Source organism: Streptomyces glomeratus, from assembly GCF_021462825.1.
GTDB lineage: Bacteria > Actinomycetota > Actinomycetes > Streptomycetales > Streptomycetaceae > Streptomyces > Streptomyces glomeratus.
Genome location: NZ_JAKEEB010000013.1, coordinates 141,535 through 161,593, shown reverse-complemented (window position 1 = coordinate 161,593; position 20,059 = coordinate 141,535). Strand labels below are relative to the sequence as shown.

18 protein-coding genes and 2 tRNA genes are annotated in these 20,059 nt (G+C 70.2%); 6 read left to right on the top strand and 14 right to left on the bottom strand.

The features are described from left to right. Window positions 1-108 precede the first annotated feature (108 nt). The gene (pknB, locus tag LZ604_RS18175; protein ID WP_234516335.1) at window positions 109-2,103 is read left to right on the top strand and encodes a Stk1 family PASTA domain-containing Ser/Thr kinase; all 1,995 of its coding nucleotides are present in this window, start codon (window positions 109-111) and stop codon (window positions 2,101-2,103) included. A gap of 100 nt (window positions 2,104-2,203) precedes the next feature. On the opposite strand, the gene LZ604_RS18170 is transcribed toward pknB, so the two are convergent. The 6 genes from LZ604_RS18170 to LZ604_RS18145 form a co-directional block, all read right to left on the bottom strand. Beyond that, the gene (locus tag LZ604_RS18170; protein ID WP_372482155.1) at window positions 2,204-2,965 is read right to left on the bottom strand and encodes a class E sortase; all 762 of its coding nucleotides are present in this window, start codon (window positions 2,963-2,965) and stop codon (window positions 2,204-2,206) included. A 74-nt stretch (window positions 2,966-3,039) separates the two neighbouring features. After that, window positions 3,040-4,209, bottom strand: coding sequence for a class E sortase (locus LZ604_RS18165; RefSeq protein WP_234516334.1), 1,170 nt, complete (start codon window positions 4,207-4,209; stop codon window positions 3,040-3,042). Continuing rightward, window positions 4,206-4,844 carry an aminodeoxychorismate/anthranilate synthase component II gene (locus LZ604_RS18160; RefSeq protein WP_234516333.1) on the bottom strand — a complete coding sequence of 213 codons (639 nt, stop codon included), beginning with the start codon at window positions 4,842-4,844 and terminating at the stop codon, window positions 4,206-4,208. Before LZ604_RS18160 ends, LZ604_RS18165 begins: the two co-directional genes overlap by 4 nt. Beyond that, window positions 4,841-5,002 carry a hypothetical protein gene (locus LZ604_RS18155; RefSeq protein ID WP_234516332.1) on the bottom strand — a complete coding sequence of 54 codons (162 nt, stop codon included), beginning with the start codon at window positions 5,000-5,002 and terminating at the stop codon, window positions 4,841-4,843. The genes LZ604_RS18160 and LZ604_RS18155 overlap by 4 nt, the downstream gene beginning before the upstream one ends. Before the next feature lie 52 nt (window positions 5,003-5,054). Then, window positions 5,055-5,747, bottom strand: a complete 693-nt coding sequence (locus LZ604_RS18150) for a class E sortase (protein WP_234516330.1) — start codon at window positions 5,745-5,747, stop codon at window positions 5,055-5,057. Window positions 5,748-5,777: 30 nt separating this feature from the next. Beyond that, window positions 5,778-6,581 (bottom strand): DUF881 domain-containing protein, encoded by an 804-nt coding sequence (locus LZ604_RS18145; RefSeq protein ID WP_234516328.1) that lies wholly within the window; start codon window positions 6,579-6,581, stop codon window positions 5,778-5,780. Window positions 6,582-6,722: 141 nt separating this feature from the next. Between LZ604_RS18145 and crgA the strand changes: the two genes are divergently transcribed. Then, window positions 6,723-6,977: a cell division protein CrgA gene (gene crgA, locus LZ604_RS18140; RefSeq protein ID WP_234516326.1), complete on the top strand. Its 255-nt coding sequence runs from the start codon at window positions 6,723-6,725 to the stop codon at window positions 6,975-6,977. A gap of 305 nt (window positions 6,978-7,282) precedes the next feature. Here crgA and LZ604_RS18135 read toward each other — a convergent pair whose 3' ends face one another. Then, complete coding sequence (locus LZ604_RS18135; protein WP_234516324.1) at window positions 7,283-8,194, bottom strand: rhomboid family intramembrane serine protease; 912 nt, start codon at window positions 8,192-8,194, stop codon at window positions 7,283-7,285. Between the two features lie 96 nt (window positions 8,195-8,290). Then, entirely contained in the window at window positions 8,291-8,824 is a 534-nt protein-coding gene (locus LZ604_RS18130) for a peptidylprolyl isomerase (protein WP_234516323.1), read from the bottom strand. 475 nt (window positions 8,825-9,299) lie between these two features. Here LZ604_RS18130 and LZ604_RS18125 point away from each other — a divergent pair, with 475 nt between their 5' ends. Beyond that, window positions 9,300-9,995, top strand: coding sequence for a DUF5324 family protein (locus tag LZ604_RS18125; RefSeq protein ID WP_234516322.1), 696 nt, complete (start codon window positions 9,300-9,302; stop codon window positions 9,993-9,995). Window positions 9,996-10,419: 424 nt separating this feature from the next. Here LZ604_RS18125 and LZ604_RS18120 read toward each other — a convergent pair. Beyond that, window positions 10,420-10,492, bottom strand: a tRNA-Ala gene (locus tag LZ604_RS18120). 179 nt (window positions 10,493-10,671) lie between these two features. Between LZ604_RS18120 and LZ604_RS18115 the strand changes: the two genes are divergently transcribed. Next, window positions 10,672-11,220 carry a helix-turn-helix domain-containing protein gene (locus LZ604_RS18115; RefSeq protein WP_234516320.1) on the top strand — a complete coding sequence of 183 codons (549 nt, stop codon included), beginning with the start codon at window positions 10,672-10,674 and terminating at the stop codon, window positions 11,218-11,220. Between the two features lie 86 nt (window positions 11,221-11,306). After that, on the top strand, window positions 11,307-13,043 hold the full coding sequence (locus LZ604_RS18110) for a serine/threonine-protein kinase (protein WP_234516317.1): 1,737 nt from the start codon (window positions 11,307-11,309) through the stop codon (window positions 13,041-13,043). Between the two features lie 7 nt (window positions 13,044-13,050). On the opposite strand, the gene LZ604_RS18105 is transcribed toward LZ604_RS18110, so the two are convergent. Further along, window positions 13,051-14,418, bottom strand: coding sequence for a hypothetical protein (locus LZ604_RS18105; protein WP_234516316.1), 1,368 nt, complete (start codon window positions 14,416-14,418; stop codon window positions 13,051-13,053). A 230-nt stretch (window positions 14,419-14,648) separates the two neighbouring features. After that, window positions 14,649-14,777, bottom strand: a complete 129-nt coding sequence (locus LZ604_RS18100; RefSeq protein WP_003999697.1) for a DLW-39 family protein — start codon at window positions 14,775-14,777, stop codon at window positions 14,649-14,651. A gap of 336 nt (window positions 14,778-15,113) precedes the next feature. Between LZ604_RS18100 and LZ604_RS18095 the strand changes: the two genes are divergently transcribed. After that, on the top strand, window positions 15,114-15,476 hold the full coding sequence (locus LZ604_RS18095; RefSeq protein ID WP_234516314.1) for a DUF6344 domain-containing protein: 363 nt from the start codon (window positions 15,114-15,116) through the stop codon (window positions 15,474-15,476). A gap of 1,039 nt (window positions 15,477-16,515) precedes the next feature. Here LZ604_RS18095 and LZ604_RS18090 read toward each other — a convergent pair. From LZ604_RS18090 to gyrA, 3 genes are all read right to left on the bottom strand, one after another. Beyond that, a tRNA-Ile gene (locus LZ604_RS18090) sits at window positions 16,516-16,592 on the bottom strand. Between the two features lie 133 nt (window positions 16,593-16,725). Continuing rightward, entirely contained in the window at window positions 16,726-17,442 is a 717-nt protein-coding gene (locus LZ604_RS18085) for a DUF3566 domain-containing protein (protein ID WP_234516313.1), read from the bottom strand. An 18-nt stretch (window positions 17,443-17,460) separates the two neighbouring features. Then, window positions 17,461-20,046 (bottom strand): DNA gyrase subunit A, encoded by a 2,586-nt coding sequence (gene gyrA / locus LZ604_RS18080; RefSeq protein ID WP_234516311.1) that lies wholly within the window; start codon window positions 20,044-20,046, stop codon window positions 17,461-17,463. Window positions 20,047-20,059: the final 13 nt, after the last annotated feature.

Genomic DNA, 20,059 nt, shown 5'->3' with positions numbered 1-20,059 from the left:
ATGTGGCCAGGTCACACAGAGCGAGCCGGGTACCGTATGCCCGGACAGCACACCGCCGGACCACACGCGGGTGTGGTCGGGACCGACGGAGAGGGCTGGTAGGAAGCTATGGAAGAGCCGCGTCGCCTCGGCGGCCGGTACGAGCTGGGCCATGTGCTCGGCCGTGGTGGCATGGCCGAGGTCTACCTCGCGCATGACACGCGCCTCGGCCGCACCGTGGCGGTGAAGACGCTGCGCGCCGACTTGGCGCGCGACCCTTCCTTCCAGGCACGGTTCCGCCGGGAGGCCCAGTCGGCCGCCTCGCTCAACCACCCCGCGATCGTCGCGGTGTACGACACGGGCGAGGACTACATCGACGGGGTCTCGATCCCGTACATCGTGATGGAGTACGTCGACGGCTCCACGCTCCGTGAGCTTCTTCACAGCGGCCGCAAGCTGCTGCCGGAGCGGGCCATGGAGATGACCATCGGCATCCTCCAGGGCCTGGAGTACGCCCACCGCAACGGCATCGTCCACCGTGACATCAAGCCCGCGAACGTCATGCTGACGCGCAACGGCCAGGTCAAGGTGATGGACTTCGGTATCGCCCGCGCGATGGGTGACTCCGGTATGACGATGACGCAGACGGCGGCGGTCATCGGAACGGCCCAGTACCTCTCGCCGGAGCAGGCGAAGGGCGAGCAGGTCGACTCCCGGTCCGACCTGTATTCGACCGGTTGCCTGCTGTACGAGCTGCTGACGGTCCGCCCGCCGTTCGTGGGGGACTCCCCGGTCGCGGTCGCCTATCAGCATGTACGCGAGGAGCCGCAGCCGCCGAGCGTCTTCGACCCCGAGATCACGCCCGCGATGGACGCGATCGTGCTGCGGGCGCTGGTCAAGGACCCGGACTACCGCTACCAGAGCGCCGACGAGATGCGCCAGGACATCGAGGCGTGCCTCGACGGCCAGCCGGTCGCGGCGACGGCGGCCATGGGCTCCGTCGGCTACGGCGGGTACGCCGACGACCAGGCGACGACGGCCCTGCGCGCCGAGCCCGCCGGCGCCACGACGATGCTGCCGCCCATGAACCCGGACGACGGCGGCTTCGGCTACGACGACCGCCCGGACCGCCGCCGCCAGAAGAAGAAGGCGAACACCTCGACGATCCTGCTGGTCGTCGCGGGTGTGCTGGTGCTGCTCGGCGCGATCCTCATCGGCAAGTGGATGTTCAGCGGCAGCGGCCCGGGCAACGGGAACGTCTCCGTGCCCAACTTCGTCGGCCAGTCCAGGGCCGATGCGCGGCAGCTGGCGGACAACTCCGACCTGAAGCTGGCGTTCTCCAGCAGGCCCTGCGACGACCAGGCCAAGGGCAACGTCTGCGACCAGAACCCGAAGTTCAAGACCTCGGTCAAGAAGGGCACCACGATCAACCTGGTGGTGTCCACGGGCGCCCCGAAGGTGACGGTGCCCGACGTCCGGGGTGTCCAGTTCGACAAGGCGAAGTCGCAGCTCGAGGACAAGGGCTTCAAGGTCGAGCAGAAGACGCAGGAGTCCGACCAGACTCCGGGTGTCGTCACCGAGCAGGACCCGGAAGGCGGCACGGACAAGGAGAAGGGCACGGTGATCACGCTGACGGTGGCCGTCGCCCCCGCGACGACGACCGTGCCGGACGTGACGAACCAGGCCTGTGAAGCCGCCAAGCAGCAGATGCAGGCCAACAACCTGACCGGCAACTGCGTCGAGGTGGACGTCAGCGACCCGAACCAGGCCGGCAAGGTCGTCCAGACGGTGCCCGCGGCCAACAGCACGGTCAAGAAGGGCTCCACCGTCACCATCCAGGTCGGCAAGGCGCCCCAGCAGACCCAGGTCCCGAACATCCAGGGCCAGAGGCTGAAGGACGTCAAGCAGGCGCTGAAGCAGGCGGGTCTCCAGGTGGGCAACATCGTCGGCTCCCAGAACGACGACGCCACCGTGCTGGGGTCGAACCCGGCCCCGGGCAGTCAGGTCCAGCAGGGCAGCTCGGTGGACCTGGTCACCGCCGACCAGGGTGGCAACAACGGCGGCAACGGCGGCAACGGCGGCACGAACATCTTCGGCGGCCTGACCGGCGGCAGGAGGAACTGACCCGCCCCCTGGTACGACACCGGGCCCCGGCCCCCCTCGACAGGGGGCCGGGGCCCAGTCGTGCACCGGGGAGGACCGGCGGTCAGCGCAGCTCCGGTGGTCAGCGCAGCTCCGGCGGCGGGGTCCGCTCGCTGTCCACCTTGTCCACGCGTTCCAGTTCGCCCCACACGATGTAGCGGTACTCGGAGGTGAAGACCGGGGTGCAGGTCGTCAGGGTGATGTAGTGGCCCGGTTTCGTCACGCCCGCCTGCTTGGGGACCGCGGAGAGGACCTTCACGTTGTACTTCGACGTCTCCGGGAGGATCGCGAAGACCTTGTAGACGTACCAGTCGTCCTTGGTCTCGAAGACGACCGGGTCGCCCTTCCTCAGCTTGTCGATGTTGTGGAACTTCGCCCCGTGCCCGTCGCGGTGCGCGGCCAGCGCGAAGTTGCCGGTCAGACCCGTCATCGGCAGGGTCGCCTTGACGGGGTCCGTGTAGTAGCCGGCCACGCCGTCGTTGAGGACTTTCGCCGACGTGCCCATCTCGACCAGCACCTCGCCGTTGTCCATGGCCGGCACATGCAGGAACCCGATGCCGTCCTTGGTGTCCAGGGCGCCCGGTCCGCTGTCCTTCTCGGCCGCCCAGTGGTCGCGCACCTTGTCGCCCTGCCGGTCCGCCTTGCGGTCGGCGAGGACGTTCGTCCACCACAGGGAGTACACGACGAACAGGCCGAGCACCAGGCCCACGGTGATGAGCAGCTCCCCGAAGACGCTGACGGCGAACGCGATCCGGCCGGTGCCGCGGCGCCGGGGCGAGGAGGGGGAGTCGGGACCGGACGACGGCGCGTCGGTCTGCTCGTCCTGGTCGGTCGTCACGCCCACTGCAATCTGCTCCGTCTGTACGTGCCCGTGCGTACACGGGCCTTACGAAATGAACGGCCCGGGGAATCCGGGCACTACGAGATGAGGGCGTCCGGCTTGCCCTTGCTGCGCGGCCGTTCCTCGACCATCTTGCCCCAGACGATCATCCGGTACTTGCTGGTGAATTCCGGCGTACAGGTGGTCAGGGTGATGTAGCGGCCCGGCCTGGTGAAGCCCGAGCCCTTCGGTATGGGATCGAGGACGCTGGTGTTCGCCGGCGAGGTCACCGGAAGGATGGACGTCATCCTGTAGACGAAGTAGTCGTCCTGTGTCTCGACCACGATCGCGTCGCCGGGCTGGAGACGGTTGATGTACCGGAACGGCTCGCCGTGCGTGTTCCGGTGCCCCGCGAGCCCGAAGTTGCCCGTCTTGGCGTCCGGCATGGCCGTCTTGAGGCGGCCCTGGCCGTAGTGGCCGACCATGCCCTTGTCCAGGACGTCGGTCTTGCTGGTGCCCTCCGCGATGGGCGCGACCACGTCCAGCTTCGGGATGTGCAGTATGGCGAAGCCCTGCCCGGGCGCGAAGGTCCCCGGCGCCCGTTTGCCGCTCGCCCAGTCCTGCTGGAGGTGCTGTGCGGCGCTGCCCGCCTCCTGGTGCGCCCGCACGTTCGACCACCACAGCTGGTAGGTCACGAACAGCAGCATCACCACACCGGTGGTGATGAACAGCTCGCCGACCAGCCGGCTCACGACAACCGCTGCGCCGGGCTTCTGGGCCCGTGCCGCCCGACGGGCCTCCACCCGGGACCGGGGAGCCGTCGAGGCCGCCCCAGGGCCTCTCGCGGGCGTCTGTGGCCCGCCGGGGCCGCCCTGGCCGCCTCCGTGCCGTCCGTGCCTCCTGGCGGCCTTGCGCCGCGCGGCACGGCCACCGGGCGGGGCGGCGGGACCGGCCGCGCGGTTCGCGGTCTCCCGGGCGTCGTCGACGCCGACGGCGCGCAGCGCGACCGTCTCGTTGTCCATCGGCACGTACGGGTCGTGGAACGGAGCGGCTGCGGGCTCCTCGTACGGGGGGAGCAGCGCCGTCTGGTCGTATGCCTGGTGCGGTATCTGCTGCCCGTACGGCTCGCCGTGCCCGCCTGCCGCCTGCCACGCCTGCTCCTGCCAAGCGCCGCCGTCCCCGTACGGCTGCTGCCCGTACGGGGATGCGTGGTCCGCGGCGCCACCGTAGGCGGCGCCGCTCTCGCGCTCGGGGCGCAGCGCGGTCACGCCGTGGCCCTGCCCACCACCGGGGCCAGCCCCGCCGACCTCGCCACGGCCCCCTGGTCACCGCATTCCGTCAGCCAGTTGGCCAGCATCCGGTGGCCATGCTCGGTGAGCACCGACTCGGGGTGGAACTGCACGCCCTCGACGCGGAGTTCGCGGTGCCTGAGGCCCATGATGATCCCGTCGTGCGTACGTGCCGTGACCTCCAGCTCGGCCGGCACCGTCTCCGGCTCGGCCGCCAGGGAGTGGTAGCGGGTCGCGGTGAAGGGGGAGGGCAGACCGGCGAAGACGCCCTTGCCCTCGTGCTCGACCAGGGAGGTCTTGCCGTGCAGGAGCTCCGGCGCCCGGTCGACGACACCGCCGTACGCCACCTGCATCGACTGCATCCCCAGGCAGACGCCGAAGACGGGCACGCCGGTCGCGGCGCAGTGCCGCACCATCTCGACGCAGACGCCGGCCTCCTCGGGAGTGCCGGGGCCGGGCGACAGCAGCACACCGTCGAAGCCGTCCTGCGCGTGCGCGGTCGACACCTCGTCGTTGCGCAGCACCTCGCACTCGGCGCCCAGCTGGTAGAGGTACTGCACCAGGTTGAAGACGAAGCTGTCGTAGTTGTCGACGACGAGAATGCGCGCGCTCACTGGTTGTCCACCGTCACATCGTTGAAGGGCAGCAGCGGTTCGGCCCACGGGAAGACGTACTGGAAGAGGACGTAGACCACGGCCAGGACCAGCACGAGCGAGATCATCGCCTTGATCCAAGCGTTCCCCGGCAGACGCCGCCAGATCCAGCCGTACATGCCGTCCCTTCCGTCTCATCACGGCACCAGACTCCCGCCGTACGCCACCAGACTAACGGCGAAGGGCCGCCGGTTTGCCTGCGTCCACAGGCTGTGCGGCATCGAGGTGCGCCCAGACGATCAACCGGTGACTGTGCCCCCATTCCGGATCACACGTGGTCAGCGTCAGATAGCGTCCCGGACGCCCGTACCCCGACTTACGTGGCACAGGGTCGATTACTTCAACGTCCGTGGGCACGGTTTTGTAAGGGCCTTTGTCGATCCGATACGTGAACCAGGTGCTTCCGTCGGTGAGGACGACCGCGTCCCCGGGGCGCAGCCGGGGGAAGTCCTTGAAGGGGTCGCCGTAGGTGCGCCGGTGTCCGGCGACCGCGAAGTTGCCCTCCTGGCCGAGCCGGGCGGTGCCCGGGTAGTGGCCGAGGCCCTTCTTCAGGGTGTCCACCGCGGTGTCCTCGAGCACGGGCTTGTTCCACGTGAAACCGAGCCGGGGAATGTACATGACGGCGAACGGCCTGCCGGGGACGTACGGTCCGGGCCGTCCCTGGCTCGCGGGACCGCCGGGTGCGGCGGTGGTCGCCGCCGTCGCCTTCGACCACTGCCTTTGCAGCTGGTCGATCTGGTCGTTCATCGCGCGGTCCGCCCGCACTCCGGTCCAGAACAGGACGTAGACCACAAAAAGCACGATGAGGGCGCCCACGGTGATGCACAGTTCGCTGACGGTCCTGACGATCACGCGTACCGGCACAGGTCCCCCTGCGGCAGCCGATCCCGGGCTCTACTGCACGGGCTTCGCGTAGTGCAGATCCACTGTGCCCGAGTAGCCGGGAAGAGTCACCGTTCCGTCCTCGGTGACCTTCCAGCCGAGGCCGTAGACGTTGACGTACACCATGTAGTTCTGGATCGCGGGCGAGGAGGCGAGCGCCTTCTGCAGTCTGTCCGGGTCGCCGACCGCGGTGATCTTGTACGGGGGCGAGTAGACGCGTCCCTGGAGGATCAGGGTGTTGCCGACGCAGCGCACGGCGCTGGTGGAGATCAGCCGCTGGTCCATGACCTTGATGCCCCGGGCGCCGCCCTGCCACAGCGCGTTCACCACGGCCTGGAGGTCCTGCTGGTGGATGACCAGGTAGTCGGGCTGCGGCTCGGGGTAGCCGGGGAGCTTGGCGGTGGCGCCCGGCGGGGCGTCGTTGAGGGTGACCGTGACGGCCCTGCCGGTGAGCTTCTGGGTGCCGGCGTTCTTCTCCAGCGCCGCGAGCCGGGCTTCCTCGGCCTTGCTGGTGCCGCCGCCGGTCCGCTTGGCGAGGGCCTCGACGTCGTCGCGGAGCACGGCGTTGGACTCGTCGAGGCGGGCGTTCTTCTGGCTGCGGTCGTGGATCAGGTCGGAGAGCTTCAGCAGCGAGGTGTCCGTGCGGATGTTGGTGCCCCTGGCCGTGTTGAAACTCGTGATGAACAGCAGCCCGGCGAGGGCGAAGACACCCACCGTGAGCACGCGCACGGGCCGCAGCCGGCGCGCGGCGGGGGGCAGGGGCCCCGTTCGGGGGGACCCGGGACCCGCCTGGGGGGAGTCGGCCGTATTGCTCAACGTACCCTTATCTCCTTCGGCGCCGCGGAAGCACTACGCTAACGGACGCCCGGGGGAGCGCTCAGTGTCCCCTTGTACGCTGCCCCGGAGCCCGCCCCGTTCCCTGCGCGGCCACGCAGCGCATCGACAGGAGAGACCCTCGTGCCGAAGTCACGTATCCGCAAGAAGGCCGACTACACGCCGCCGCCGTCCAAGCAGGCCACCAACATCAAGCTGGACAGCCGCGGCTGGGTCGCGCCGGTCATGCTGGCGATGTTCCTCATCGGTCTCGCGTGGATCGTCGTCTTCTACGTGACCGACGGCTCGCTGCCCATCCACGCGCTGCGCAACTGGAACATCGTGGTGGGCTTCGGCTTCATCGCGGCGGGGTTCGGCGTCTCCACACAGTGGAAGTAGCGGCCCCGCGGGGCTCTGCGTCCGGCTCCGTCCGGTGGGGTGCGGCGAGTTATCCACAGCCTTTGTCCACAGAGGCGGCGACCAGTGGAAAAAGAACGACGATCTGTGGATAACCGGATCGGGCGTTGACGCCGGTATGACGGAATCACCGGCCCCCGCAAATGCGTTCGCCCCCTGTCTCACCTGCGGAAACTCCGCTCGGTGACAGGGGGCACGTCTGTTCCCCACAGCGTGCACAAGATCCGCCACAGACTGTGGACAACGCTGGGTACAACCTTGGGCTACTGCCTGTGCGGATCCGCCGCTCAGGTGAGCTGGGCCGTCCTCGCCAGGGTCATCACGACCACGGCCGCGAGCACCAGCGCACACGTCCCGTACTGGACGAGAGTGCGCCGCTCGCGCGGGGCGTGGACCATGGCATAGCCGACCACGACACCGCCGACGAGTCCCCCGATGTGGGCCTGCCATGCGATGTTGCCCCACCCGAACGTGATGATCAGGTTGACCACGAGAAGACCGATCACGGGGCGCATGTCGTACCGGAGCCGGCGCATGAGCACGGCGGTGGCGCCGAAGAGCCCGAAGATCGCGCCGGAGGCGCCGAGCGAGGGCTGGGTCGGGGCGGCGATCAGATAGGTGAGCGCGCTGCCGGCCAGCCCGGAGGTGAAGTAGAGCGCGAGATAGCGGGCACGGCCGAGGGCCGCCTCGAGGGGGCCGCCGATCCACCACAGGCTGAGCATGTTGAACAGGATGTGGACGTAGTTGGCGTGCAGGAACATCGCCGTCAGCAGCCGGTACCACTGCCCTTGCGCGACACCCTCGAGCGGGCCTGCGGCCGTGAACCGTGCGTCTCCGACGAGCTCGAAATGGTCTCTGAAGGCGTCACCCAGCGACAGCTGGAGCAGGAAGACGAACAGGTTGATCCCGATGAGGACCTTGGTGACCAGCCGGGGGTCTTCCGTGACCGTGCCGCCCGTGAGCGTGCGCGGCCGGGACGCGGCCGGGGGGTGGCCCGTGCCGGAGCCGCCGCGGACGCATTCGGGGCACTGGAAGCCCACCGAGGCGCCGACCATGCACTCCGGGCAGATGGGACGCTCGCAGCGGGTGCAGCGGATACCCGTCTCGCGGTCGGGGTGCCGGTAGCAGACCGGCTGTTCCCGGGCTCCGTGCGGCCCCTGGTTCTGCGGATCCTGCGGGCTGCCTGGCGCCTGGTCCATGGGTCCCCTCACTCTCCGTACGAACGGGTGGCCCCGCCCTTCCTTTTACGGATGGGCGGGGCGCTTTTGTTCCCTCGTGCGGGTGCCCCGGAGGGGTCAGCCCTCGCGGGACTCGACGACGACCGACTCGATGACGACGTCGTTGACCGGGCGGTCCGTGCGCGGGTTGGTCTGGGTGGTGGCGATGGAGTCCACGACCTTCTGGCTGGCCGCGTCGGCGACCTCGCCGAAGATGGTGTGCTTGCGGGTCAGCCAGGCCGTCGGGGAGACCGTGATGAAGAACTGCGAGCCGTTGGTGCCCGGGCCGGCGTTGGCCATGGCCAGCAGGTACGGCTTGTCGAAGGCGAGGTCCGGGTGGAACTCGTCCTCGAACTGGTACCCCGGACCGCCGGTGCCGTTGCCCAGCGGGTCACCGCCCTGGATCATGAAGCCGCTGATCACCCGGTGGAAGACCGTGCCGTCGTAGAGCTTCTTCGTGGACTTCTCGCCCGTCGCGGGGTGCGTCCACTCACGCTCGCCCTTGGCGAGCTCGACGAAGTTACGGACCGTCTTGGGCGCGTGGTTCGGCAGAAGCCGGACCTGGATGTCGCCGTGGTTGGTCTTCAGGGTGGCGTAAAGCTGCTCAGCCACGATGTGCCTTCCGTGTGTCCTCTGTGACTCCCCGATCCTCGCACGGTACGCGCCCTGAGTCGCCCGGCCACGGCCGCTGGGCCCACATCCCCGATGTGTTGCCGGAAATCGGCCCGGTCGCCTCGTCTCGGGGGCGCGACGGGGCGATCCATGGCATTGTCGACGACAAGCCCCCTTGCCCCGTATTCGTCAGCTATCACACGCGATCAGCCCACGCAGGCGTGGCCCGGGCACATGATCGTCCGGTTGCCTGCACATGATCGTCCGGTTCCCCGCATGTGATGTCCGCTTCCCTGCCCGTGATCGTCCCGTTCGTCGCTCGTCGGAGCGCCGACCGGAGGCGCCCCGTGTGGCTCCCCGTGGGCCGCACTGACCCGGATGCCCGCCCTCGCATGCCCGGTAGTCCTTCGAGAGGCATGATCCGTAAAAGGCTGGAAAGTCGAATTACCGTACGCCACCGAGGAGGAGGAACGCCGTGACCCGCATCGACAGCGTGCGCGCCGCGACCGGTTCGGCGAAGGACAGCGTGCTGCATGCCGCGGAAGTGGTGGCGCCCTACGCCGACACGGCCAAGGACAAGGCAGCGCACTACGCACACGAGGCGCGTGTTCGTCTTGCGCCCAAGGTGTCGCAGGCCGCCGGACAGGCCCGCATGCAGTACGACGCCCATCTCGCCCCGCGACTGGGACAGGTGCGCGCTCATGTGCCGCCAAGGGTGGACCAGGCCGCACACGAAGCGGCTGCCTACACCATCAAGGCCGCCCGCCAGGCGGCCGACTACTCCCGTCCGAAGATCGAGCACGCGGCCGCCGCCGCCGGGCCGGTACGGGAGGAGGCCGCGGCCCGTGGCGCCGCGGCACTGGCCGCCCTGCGCGGCCAGGTCTCGCCGCGGCAGATCCAGAAGCTCGTGCGCCGGCAGCAGCGGCGGGCCAGGGCCGGCCGCGCCGTCAAGGGGCTGGCGTTGCTGAGCCTCCTGACCGGCGGTGCCTTCGCCGCGTGGAAGTGGTGGGACAAGCAGGCGAACCCCGACTGGCTCGTCGAGCCGCCCGCCGCGACGGAGGTTTCGCAGAACGAGCGCCTGACGGCGGTGGACGGCAGCGGCCCGCTGGACCCGGATGTCCAGGCGAAGCAGGCCGAGGAGGACTCCGCGGAGGACGACGACCGACGCTGAGCCGCGCGGCGCTCCGGGGCCGGACACCAACGCCTGGGTGGGGCAGGAGACTTGAACGGCTCCTGCCCCACCGTGCTGCCCGGGTGACGTTTCACGTGGAACGCCGCGACGAGCGTTCACGTTTCCCCGTGCGATGACGTTTGCAACGCGTCATGTGTGCACATTCCGTGGAGACTTCTTTTACGGAACGTATTCCTCCACTTATGCCTGCGCAGGTGCGGTGGCCCGCCCAAGACGCCTCAAATCACCTCGCACTGCCCCCGCACGGCCGCCCGTCAGCCACAGGTTGACCCGGCGACCCCCGGGCGCGCGTGCGCATGTTTGCGCAAAGGAATGCAATTGCTGCAAACGCACTGATGTGACGCGGGTCACCCCACAAGAAAACCGGCCAGCCGCCGGGGAGGCGTCTGGCCGGTCCGAGACGTGGAGCCTAGGGGAGTCGAACCCCTGACATCTGCCATGCAAAGACAGCGCTCTACCAACTGAGCTAAGGCCCCGAGATGACACGTCCGGCCGGAGCGGACACACACCGGCGGGCGCTGCGGACAAGCGTACCGGGTCACCCCCCATATCTCGCAAAAAGAGGGGGGTCCCCGTGGACGACCACTCTCCGTAAGATGCTCGTCGTGGTTCGCTACAGCGAACCACGGTATTGGGGAAGCGATGGGGAGACGCAATGGACGCCGCACAGCAGGAAGCCACCGCAAGAGCGCGGGAGCTGCAGCGGAACTGGTACGGGGAGCCGTTGGGGGCGCTCTTCCGTAAGCTCATCGACGATCTCGGTCTCAACCAGGCGCGTCTCGCCGGTGTACTGGGGCTGTCGGCGCCGATGCTGTCGCAGCTGATGAGCGGTCAGCGCGCCAAGATCGGCAATCCCGCGGTGGTCCAGCGGGTGCAGCTGCTGCAGGACCTGGCGGGGCAGGTCTCGGACGGCAGTGTGAGCGCGGCCGAGGCCACCGAACGGATGGACGAGATCAGAAAGTCGCAGGGGGGCTCGGTGCTCAACAACACCACGCAGACGACGAGCAGTTCGGGAGCGCCCACGGTCAAGCGGGTGGTCCGCGAGATCCAGTCGCTGCTGCGCTCGGTGGCGGCGGCCGGCGACATCATCGAGGCGGCGGACACCCTCGCCCCGAGCCACCCGGAGCTGGCAGAGTTCCTCCGGGTGTACGGCGCCGGCCGGACCTCCGACGCGGTGGCCCACTACCAGTCACACCAGAACTAGCCGAGGCCTCGGCCGCCGGGGGCCCTCGTGCCGGGGGGTGCGCGGGAGTCCCCGGCGCCGTCCGGAAGGGGGAGCGACGCACGACCATGGGTGAGGTCTTCGCCGGACGGTACGAACTGGTCGACCCCATCGGGCGCGGGGGAGTCGGTGCGGTCTGGCGCGCCTGGGACCACCGGCGGCGCCGCTATGTGGCCGCCAAGGTCCTGCAGCAGAGCGACGCCCATGCGCTGCTGCGGTTCGTGCGCGAGCAGGCGCTGCGCATCGACCACCCCCATGTGCTCGCGCCCGCCAGCTGGGCCGCGGACGACGACAAGGTCCTGTTCACCATGGACCTGGTCGCCGGGGGCTCGCTGGTCCACCTCGTCGGGGACTACGGCCCGCTGCCTCCCTCGTTCGTCTGCACTCTGCTCGACCAGCTGCTGTCCGGGCTCGCGGCCGTGCACGCGGAGGGGGTCGTGCACCGGGACGTCAAGCCGGCCAACGTGCTCCTCGAGGCCACCGGAACCGCCCGGCCCCGGCTGCGGCTGTCGGACTTCGGAGTCGCCATGCGGCTGGGCGAGCCGCGGCTGACGGAGACCGACTACGTGGTGGGTACGCCCGGTTATCTCGCCCCCGAGCAACTGCTGGGCGCGGAGCCCGACTTCGCGGCCGACCTGTTCGCCGTGGGCCTGGTCGCGCTGTATCTGCTCCAGGGCGCCAAGCCGGACGCCAGGGCACTGGTCGAGCGTTTCGCCGCCCACGGCACGCCCGGGGCACCGCACGGCATTCCCGGGCCGCTGTGGGAGGTCGTGGCGACGCTGCTGCAACCGGACCCGGCCGCCCGCTTCCGCACCGCCACGGGGGCGCGCAAGGCCCTCGCGTCGGCCAGGGAGTTGCTGCCCGAGCCGGGGGCCGAAGAGGAACAGGTCGAGATCTTCGATCACATCGGGCCGCTCCCGGCGGGATTCGGGCCCGAGGGGCCGCTGGGTACGGGGTCCGGGGTGAGGCCGGAGACCGCACCGGACGCCCGGCGCACCCCGGATCCCGCGACCGCCGGCCGGGGAACCGCGGCCGGCACACCGGGCTCCCCGGCCGGTGGCGCGCCCGGCGACTCCGTCGGGACCGACGGCGGACCGGCGCGGTCGACCGGCGGTGCGATACCTCCGCGGCCGGCCACCGCCCCGACGGCGTCCCACACGACGGCCTCCACACCGGCCTCCGCACCTCCGACACCTTCGGCACCGCCGGCGCCTCCTACCCCGTCGGCCCCTTTCGCCCCTTCCGGCGCTGGCTCCCCCTCCGGCACCCCCGCGGCCCCTCCCCCCGGCACCGGCGTCCCCGGCGTCGCGCCCGGGTCGCCGCCTCCCCCCGCCGTACGGCCGCAGTCCGCGCCCTACGGCGTACCGCCGAGGCCGGCCGTCGATCCGACGCCGCACTCGCGGCCGTCCACGATGTCGGACACCGGAAGCTTCCATCTGCCGCCCCCGGTGCCCCGCCCCGCGCCCGGTGAGATGCCGGGAACGCCCGAGCAGCCGCCCACGCCGCCCGCCACCCTGGTGGCCCCGGCTCCGGCCCCCGCGTACACGGCGCCCGCCCTGCACCACGAACCGACGTATGTGCCCGTCTCCGGCCCGCCCACGGCTCCGGCGGTGGCCGCCCGGCAGGCCGCCTACGCGAACACCGTCGCGTCGCCGCACGCGCCCACCCGGCCGCAGCGGAGCGGGCGGCACGGCAGGAGGGCGGCCGTCCGGCGCGCGGGACCGCCGGCGAAGGTCGCCGTACCGGTCCTGCTCCTCGCGCTCGTCTGCTTCGCGGTGGGCTTCTGGGCACTGACCCGGATCTGAGCGGCGGTCACCCCGCCCACCGGCGCCGGGACCGCCGCCGGGCGGCCAGGGTCCACACCCCGAGCCACAGGACCAGTGCGCTCCCGGTGCCGATCCCGCCCACGGCGACCATCCTCATCGTGCGGGTGTCCCCCGCCGCCCCGCCGCCGGCGCCGGTCGCGGCGCGGGGCGAGGAGCCGCCGGATTCCTTGCCTCCGCCCGCAGCGGTCTCCGCCCCGGCCGCGGCCTCCTGCCTGTCCGCAGCCGTGATCCGGAACACCTCGCCCGGTGCGGACCGCCCGGCGTACACCGGCCCGGGCACCGGTTCCCCGCCGACCCGCACGCGCAGCGTCAGTCCGAACGGGCCGTCGCCGAACCGCTCCGCGACGGGTGCGCCCAGGTGCACCGCGAGGTAGTACCAGCCCGCGAACCGCATCCCGCCGGCACGTTGGCCGACGGCACGGCGGTTGGCGTAGTCGACGGGCGGCAGCGGATCCAGCGACGCCGAGGTCTGCGCGCCGCTGTAACCGGCGTCGGCGTCGTCGACGAAGGCCCGGACGGGGTTGTAGAGCGACATGGCCAGCGCGGTGCCGACATAGCCGTCGCCGCCCTCGGAGCTGCCCATCTCGACGGTGGCCGAAAGCTGCTGTCCCCAGTCGACGGGAACCTTGTAGAAGAGTGTCTGCCCGGGCCTGATCCCGTCCTGCCAGACGCCTTGCCCCACAGCGCTCGCCGTGGCGAAGCCCGCCCCGCCCGCGCGCTGCGCGGCCTGCCCCACGACGGGCTCCGGCGATCCGGAGTCCCAGGTCCGCGGCGGGGCCGTGGCCCCGGCCCGGCGCGGGGCGGGTTCCGAGACGCAGTCCAGCTCGAGGTCCCAGTCGACGGGCAGGACGGCGGTCGGATCGCGCCGTTCGACGACCGCGTAGTACGCGCCCGCCCCCTTGCAGCCGTAGGTGCCGGGGCCGGTCTCGCGCGAGGCCCAGGCGGCGATCGGGTGCGGGCTCTGGGTGGGCCCGAAGTACGAGGTTCCCGAGGAGCATGTGGTGCCGTCGGCGTCCTGGACGGACACCTTCAGACCGTCGGAGGAGGAGACCCGTGCCCCGGCCCGGGGCACGGCCGTCGCGGAGACGTAGGCGTTGGCGGACGCGTCGAGGTCCAGCCGGTAGTAGCGCTTGGCGCCCGGGGGCAGGACGCTCCGGTAGATGTGGCCGGGGTCCAGGCGTACGGCGTCCGTGGTGCCACTCGCGCCACCGACCGTTCTGGCGTCGCGGGCGAAGGCGTACGCGTCCGGACTGCCGTCGCCGGCTGCGGAGGGCGGCGCGGCCCGCGCGGGGAGCGCCGCGGCCGTGCCGAGCGCCAACACCGCACACAGGGCGACGGCCGCGTGAGCCGCCATACGACCGCGCCGCGGGAACGCGTGCCCTGCTTCCGCACGCCGCTTTCTCACGCTGCACCCCCGCCGTGCTCCGCAGTCCCGGACCGCCGCCCATCCTGCCCCGCGCACCACGGCGGTATTCCGCTCTTACGTACGAGCGGCCGAAACGCTTCCCCGTGCAGCCCGGGAAACACAAGGCCCCGACCGCGTCGGCGGTCGGGGCCTGCTCTGATGTCTGTCGTCCTGAGGACTCACGAACCCGTGGGCACGGAGTCGGTCGCCTCCGTCCACAGATCCTGCTCGGCGCGATCCGCCTGGATCTGGCGGTACACGAGGAGCCCGCCGATGGCGGCCAGTGCGACCAGGAGAAGCTTCTTCACCGCGCGACCTCGTCTTTCCTTGACGTAGGGGACTTCTGGCGCCCGACTATACACACCGATCGATATCGTTCGGTGACCTGAGTCGGTGCTCAACTCCTCGCCGGCGCACCGCAGTACGGCTCGACGCCACCGGTGCGTCTCCGCGTGAGCGGGCCTCACGGACCGTGACGCTCGACGCCCTCCCCCGCCTCTTCCGACCTTTCCGGGCCCCGTACGTCCATCCGAGTGGTGTTCATCCGAAGATCGACGCGCCATGGGCGTCGGTCCCCCACTTCGGAGCCCCCTTACACATCATGAGGAAAGTACGCAAATCGCCCGACCCGAAAGTGAGGGGTCATGGCCCGCACCAAGGTCATGAAGCTGTGGACCGCCATCGTCAGCGCCTTCCTCGCGCTGTTCACCGCGCTGGGACTCATCACCACGACCACCGCCGCCGCGGAGGTACCCCAGTCCCAGCCGGCCCGCAACGGCACGGCTCAGGTGACGCCGTCGCGACCGGACCACGGACGCTGGCCCCGGGACCGGTCCCTGCCCCCCACGATGAAACAGCGCATCCGCGCCGAGGCCCACGGTTCCTCCCCTTCCTGCCGCCACCGGCTGCCGGCCTCCGCACCGACACTCCGCCTCGCCCGCTGCGCCCTCAGAGCCCCCAGCCGGCCCGCCGAACCTCCCGAAGCGACCGTGCGGCTCCAGCACTGAACCGGCCCCGGCCGGGACGGGATTGCGTACACAACCCCACGGCGAACGTCCCGGCATCTGCTCCCAGGTGCCGGGCCGTCGGCATGAAAGCTCCCACTCCGCCGGACCGGGCCGGACGCTGCCGTCCGCTTCTCGCCGTCGGAACCCCCCGGCGCTGACCGAAAACCGGCGGTCATCCCCCTTCGGGCGAGCCACCGGGCCCGTCCGTGCGGACCGGAGTTCCGGGGCAGTCCGGATCGACCTCGCCTGTGAAGTGATTCGGCCGGAGATACCGGCGAGCGCGCGGCACCGGAACCTCCACGAGCCGGCCGTCTTGCGCGGTCCGGCGCCGACCGCCACCGTCCGCGTTTGTCGGCGTCAGCCGCTGGTGGCAGCCGCGGCGCCGAGGCTGAGGCGACTGCTGAAACGGTGGCCCTGGGCCGGAAAAGATCATCCGCAAGCTACAGGGGCAGGGGAGACTGTGAGGCAGTTCTCCCCGAGGTGATCAGGAGCCCCAGTGAACATGGAATTCGCCGAAGCTGTGGAGACAGTCCTGCGGGACCTCCGGGCACAGTGCGCGGTGCAGCCAGAGATACGTTCGGATGACAGGAACGGGATCACGCTCTGGGCCCCGGACGGTTCAGGCCAGGGCCTGACTCCACATCCCGAGGGCACCGCCGCGGAATTGCTCGTACACCTGGCAGATCAGGTCCAGGACTGGGCGGTGGAGACACTATGGTCCCAAGGTGCATCGGCGATCTGGCCACAGTGCCCGACACACCCGGACACACATCCGCTGACGGCGACCGTCCGCATGGACACGGCGGTGTGGACATGCCCGAAGACGGGAACGACGGCGGCTCGGATCGGGGAACTGAAGACCCGCTAGAGCGGGCGGGGCCCGCGGCCAGCGACTATCAGGGCCGGCCGAGAGCTCTGCCCTGCTCCCTCGGCTCCCACCGCCCCGGCGAGGTGCCCGATGAAGCCCACCACACCGTGAGCCTGGGGCCCTGTCGGTGTCAAAAAACCCCCGGCCCTGGTGGGCCGGGGGTCTTTTCGCTGGTGGGGCTAACAGGATTTGAACCTGTGGCCTCATCCTTATCAGGGATGCGCTCTAACCAACTGAGCTATAGCCCCGCCGCGCTCTGCGGTGTATGTCCCGCGCGCTGACCCCTGAAGATTAGCGCACGACGTGGGAAGTCCCAAAATCGGTTACCCGGGGAGCGGACTCCGGGCCTCCGAACCGCCGGGGCCCGGTCCCGGGCCACGCTCACTCGTCCTCGGCCAGCGTCAGCTCGACACCCCCCACGAAGCCCGCGGAGAGGTTGTAGATGAACGCGCCGAGTGTCGCGAGGGCGGTCGCCAGGATCACGTCGATGACCGCGATGACCGTCGTGAAGATGAGCACGTTCGGCAGGGACAGGAAGGACTGGAGGTCGAAGCCGTTCGACTCGTTGGAGCCGGTGGCCTCCGCGATCGTGCCGCCGACCGTGGAGAAGACCCCCATGGCGTCCATGACCATCCACAGCACCGCGGACGCCACGATCGTGCAGATGCCGAGCGCGATGGAGAGCAGGAAGCTGACCTTCATCACCGACCAGGGGTCGGCCTTCGCCACCCTGAGCCGTGCCTTACGGGTGCGCGGAGTGGTGCGTGCGCCGGTCCGGGGGCGGCGCACGGCGCCCGTCCCCGGCTCCGCCGCGTAGGCCTGCGGGGGGTGGTAGGGCCCCGCTGACTGCTGCGGCCTGCGCTCTCCCGGCAGGGGGGAGGCCGCGGCCGGCTGCGGCTCCGGCTCGGGATGCGTGGCGCCCTGAGCGGCCGGGCCCGCTCCAGCCGCGTACTGCTGGGTCTGCGGGCCTCGGGTGTCCGTCACAGTTCCCCCCTGGGATCCATGAGACTCATGGGAGTGCGTCTGCTCCGCGGCGGAGCCACGGCCGCCGCCGTCCGTGTCCGTACCGGTCGGTCCGGCGCCCGTGGCTCCGCTCACGCTGACTCACTCCTCGTGCTACTCGGCCGAGGGCGCCTCACCCTCGTCCGTGCCGGTGGCCGCGGCCTCGGCGGTCTCGTCCACGTCACCGTCGACCTCCTCCGCCTCGCGCCCGGCCTCGGCGTTACGTGCGATACCGACCACGGCATCGCGCTTGCCCAGGTTGATCAGTTGGACGCCCATGGTGTCACGGCCCGTCTCCCTGACCTCGTTGACTCGCGTACGAATCACACCGCCCGACAGCGTGATGGCGAGGATCTCGTCGGTCTCCTCGACCACCAGCGCGCCGACGAGCGAACCGCGGTCCTCGACGATCTTGGCGGCCTTGATACCGAGGCCGCCGCGCCCCTGGACGCGGTACTCGTCGACGACGGTCCGCTTCGCGTACCCGCCGTCTGTGGCAGTGAACACGAACGTACCGGGTCGAACAACATTCATCGAGAGCAGCTCATCGCCCTCACGGAAACTCATGCCCTTGACACCCGAGGTGGCACGGCCCATCGGGCGCAGGGACTCGTCGGTCGCGGTGAACCGGATCGACTGCGCCTTCCTGCTGATCAGGAGCAGATCGTCATCGGACGAAACCAGCTCGGCCCCGATCAGTTCGTCATCGGAACCGTCCTCCATCTCACGGAGATTGATCGCGATGACTCCGCCGGAGCGCGGCGAATCGTAATCCTTCAGAGGCGTCTTCTTGACCAGACCGCCCTTGGTGGCGAGGACCAGGTACGGCGCGGCCTCGTAGTCCCGGATCGCCAGGATCTCGGCGATCGACTCGTCCGGCTGGAAGGCGAGCAGGTTGGCGACGTGCTGGCCGCGCGCATCCCGGCCGGCGTCGGGCAGCTCGTACGCCTTCGCACGGTAGACGCGGCCCTTGTTGGTGAAGAACAGCAGCCAGTGGTGCGTGGTGGACACGAAGAAGTGGTCGACGATGTCGTCTTCCTTGAGCTTCGTGCCGCGCACGCCCTTGCCGCCGCGCTTCTGTGCGCGGTAGTCGTCGGTCTTGGTGCGCTTGATGTAGCCGCCGCGGGTGACCGTGACGACGATGTCCTCCTCGGCGATGAGGTCCTCGATGGACATGTCGCCGTCGAAGGGCACCAGCTGGCTGCGGCGGTCGTCGCCGTACTTCTCGACGATCGCGGCGAGCTCCTCGCTGATGATGCCGCGCTGGCGGACGGGCGAGGCGAGGATCTCGTTGTACTCGCGGATCTTCGCCTGGAGCTCGTCGTGCTCCTGGACGATCTTCCGGCGCTCCAGGGCCGCGAGGCGGCGCAGCTGCATCTCGAGGATGGCGTTGGCCTGGATGTCGTCGATCTCCAGCAGGCTCATCAGGCCGTCGCGGGCGATCTCGACGGTGTCGCTGCGCCGGATCAGCGCGATGACCTCGTCGATGGCGTCCAGGGCCTTCAGCAGACCGCGCAGGATGTGCGCGCGCTCCTCGGCCTTGCGCAGCCTGAAGCGCGTACGGCGGACGACGACCTCGATCTGGTGCGTCACCCAGTGGCGGATGAACGCGTCCAGGGACAGGGTGCGCGGCACGCCGTCGACCAGCGCCAGCATGTTGGCGCCGAAGTTCGTCTGCAGGTCGGTGTGCTTGTAGAGGTTGTTCAGGACGACCTTGGCGACGGCGTCCCGCTTGAGCACGATGACCAGGCGCTGGCCGGTACGGGACGAGGTCTCGTCGCGGACGTCCGCGATACCGCCGATCTTGCCGTCCTTGACCAGGTCGGCGATCTTCTGCGCGAGGTTGTCCGGGTTGACCTGGTACGGGAGCTCGGTGACCACCAGGCACTGGCGGTTCTGGATCTCCTCGACCTCGACGACCGCGCGCATGGTGATCGAGCCACGGCCGGTGCGGTAGGCCTCCTCGATGCCCTTGCGGCCCACCACGAGGGCGCCCGTCGGGAAGTCGGGGCCCTTGATCCGCTCGATGAGGGCGTCGAGCAGCTCCTCGTGCGAGGCCTCCGGGTTCTCCAGGTACCACTGGGCGCCGGCCGCGACCTCGCGCAGGTTGTGCGGCGGGATGTTGGTCGCCATACCGACCGCGATACCGGCGGAGCCGTTGATCAGCAGGTTCGGGAAGCGGGACGGCAGGACGGTCGGCTCCTGGGAGCGGCCGTCGTAGTTGTCCGTGAAGTCGACGGTGTCCTCGTCGATGTCGCGGACCATCTCCATGGACAGCGGCGCCATCTTGCACTCGGTGTAGCGCATGGCGGCCGCGGGGTCGTTGCCCGGGGAGCCGAAGTTGCCGTTGGAGTCCACCAGCGGCATCCGCATCGACCACGGCTGCGCGAGGCGGACCAGCGCGTCGTAGATGGAGGAGTCGCCGTGCGGGTGGTAGTTGCCCATGACGTCGCCGACGACGCGGGCGCACTTGTAGAAGCCGCGCTCGGGGCGGTAGCCGCCGTCGTACATGGCGTACAGGACGCGGCGGTGGACGGGCTTGAGACCGTCGCGGACGTCGGGCAGCGCACGGGACACGATGACGGACATCGCATAGTCCAGGTACGAGCGCTGCATCTCCGTCTCGAGCCCGACGGGCTCGACTCGCATCGTGACTTCGCCGCCCTCTTCGGGGGTGACGGGAGTGTTCTCGTCGGCCATTACTGGTGAAGAT

Coding starts and splice junctions, on each gene's coding strand:
- LZ604_RS18095 (WP_234516314.1), top strand. CDS start 15,114: ATGGCCCGCACCAAGGTCATGAAGCTGTGGACCGCCATCGTCAGCGCC.
- LZ604_RS18115 (WP_234516320.1), top strand. CDS start 10,672: ATGGACGCCGCACAGCAGGAAGCCACCGCAAGAGCGCGGGAGCTGCAG.
- LZ604_RS18135 (WP_234516324.1), bottom strand. CDS start 8,194: ATGGACCAGGCGCCAGGCAGCCCGCAGGATCCGCAGAACCAGGGGCCG.
- LZ604_RS18105 (WP_234516316.1), bottom strand. CDS start 14,418: ATGGCGGCTCACGCGGCCGTCGCCCTGTGTGCGGTGTTGGCGCTCGGC.
- gyrA (WP_234516311.1), bottom strand. CDS start 20,046: ATGGCCGACGAGAACACTCCCGTCACCCCCGAAGAGGGCGGCGAAGTC.
- LZ604_RS18155 (WP_234516332.1), bottom strand. CDS start 5,002: ATGTACGGCTGGATCTGGCGGCGTCTGCCGGGGAACGCTTGGATCAAG.
- LZ604_RS18110 (WP_234516317.1), top strand. CDS start 11,307: ATGGGTGAGGTCTTCGCCGGACGGTACGAACTGGTCGACCCCATCGGG.
- pknB (WP_234516335.1), top strand. CDS start 109: ATGGAAGAGCCGCGTCGCCTCGGCGGCCGGTACGAGCTGGGCCATGTG.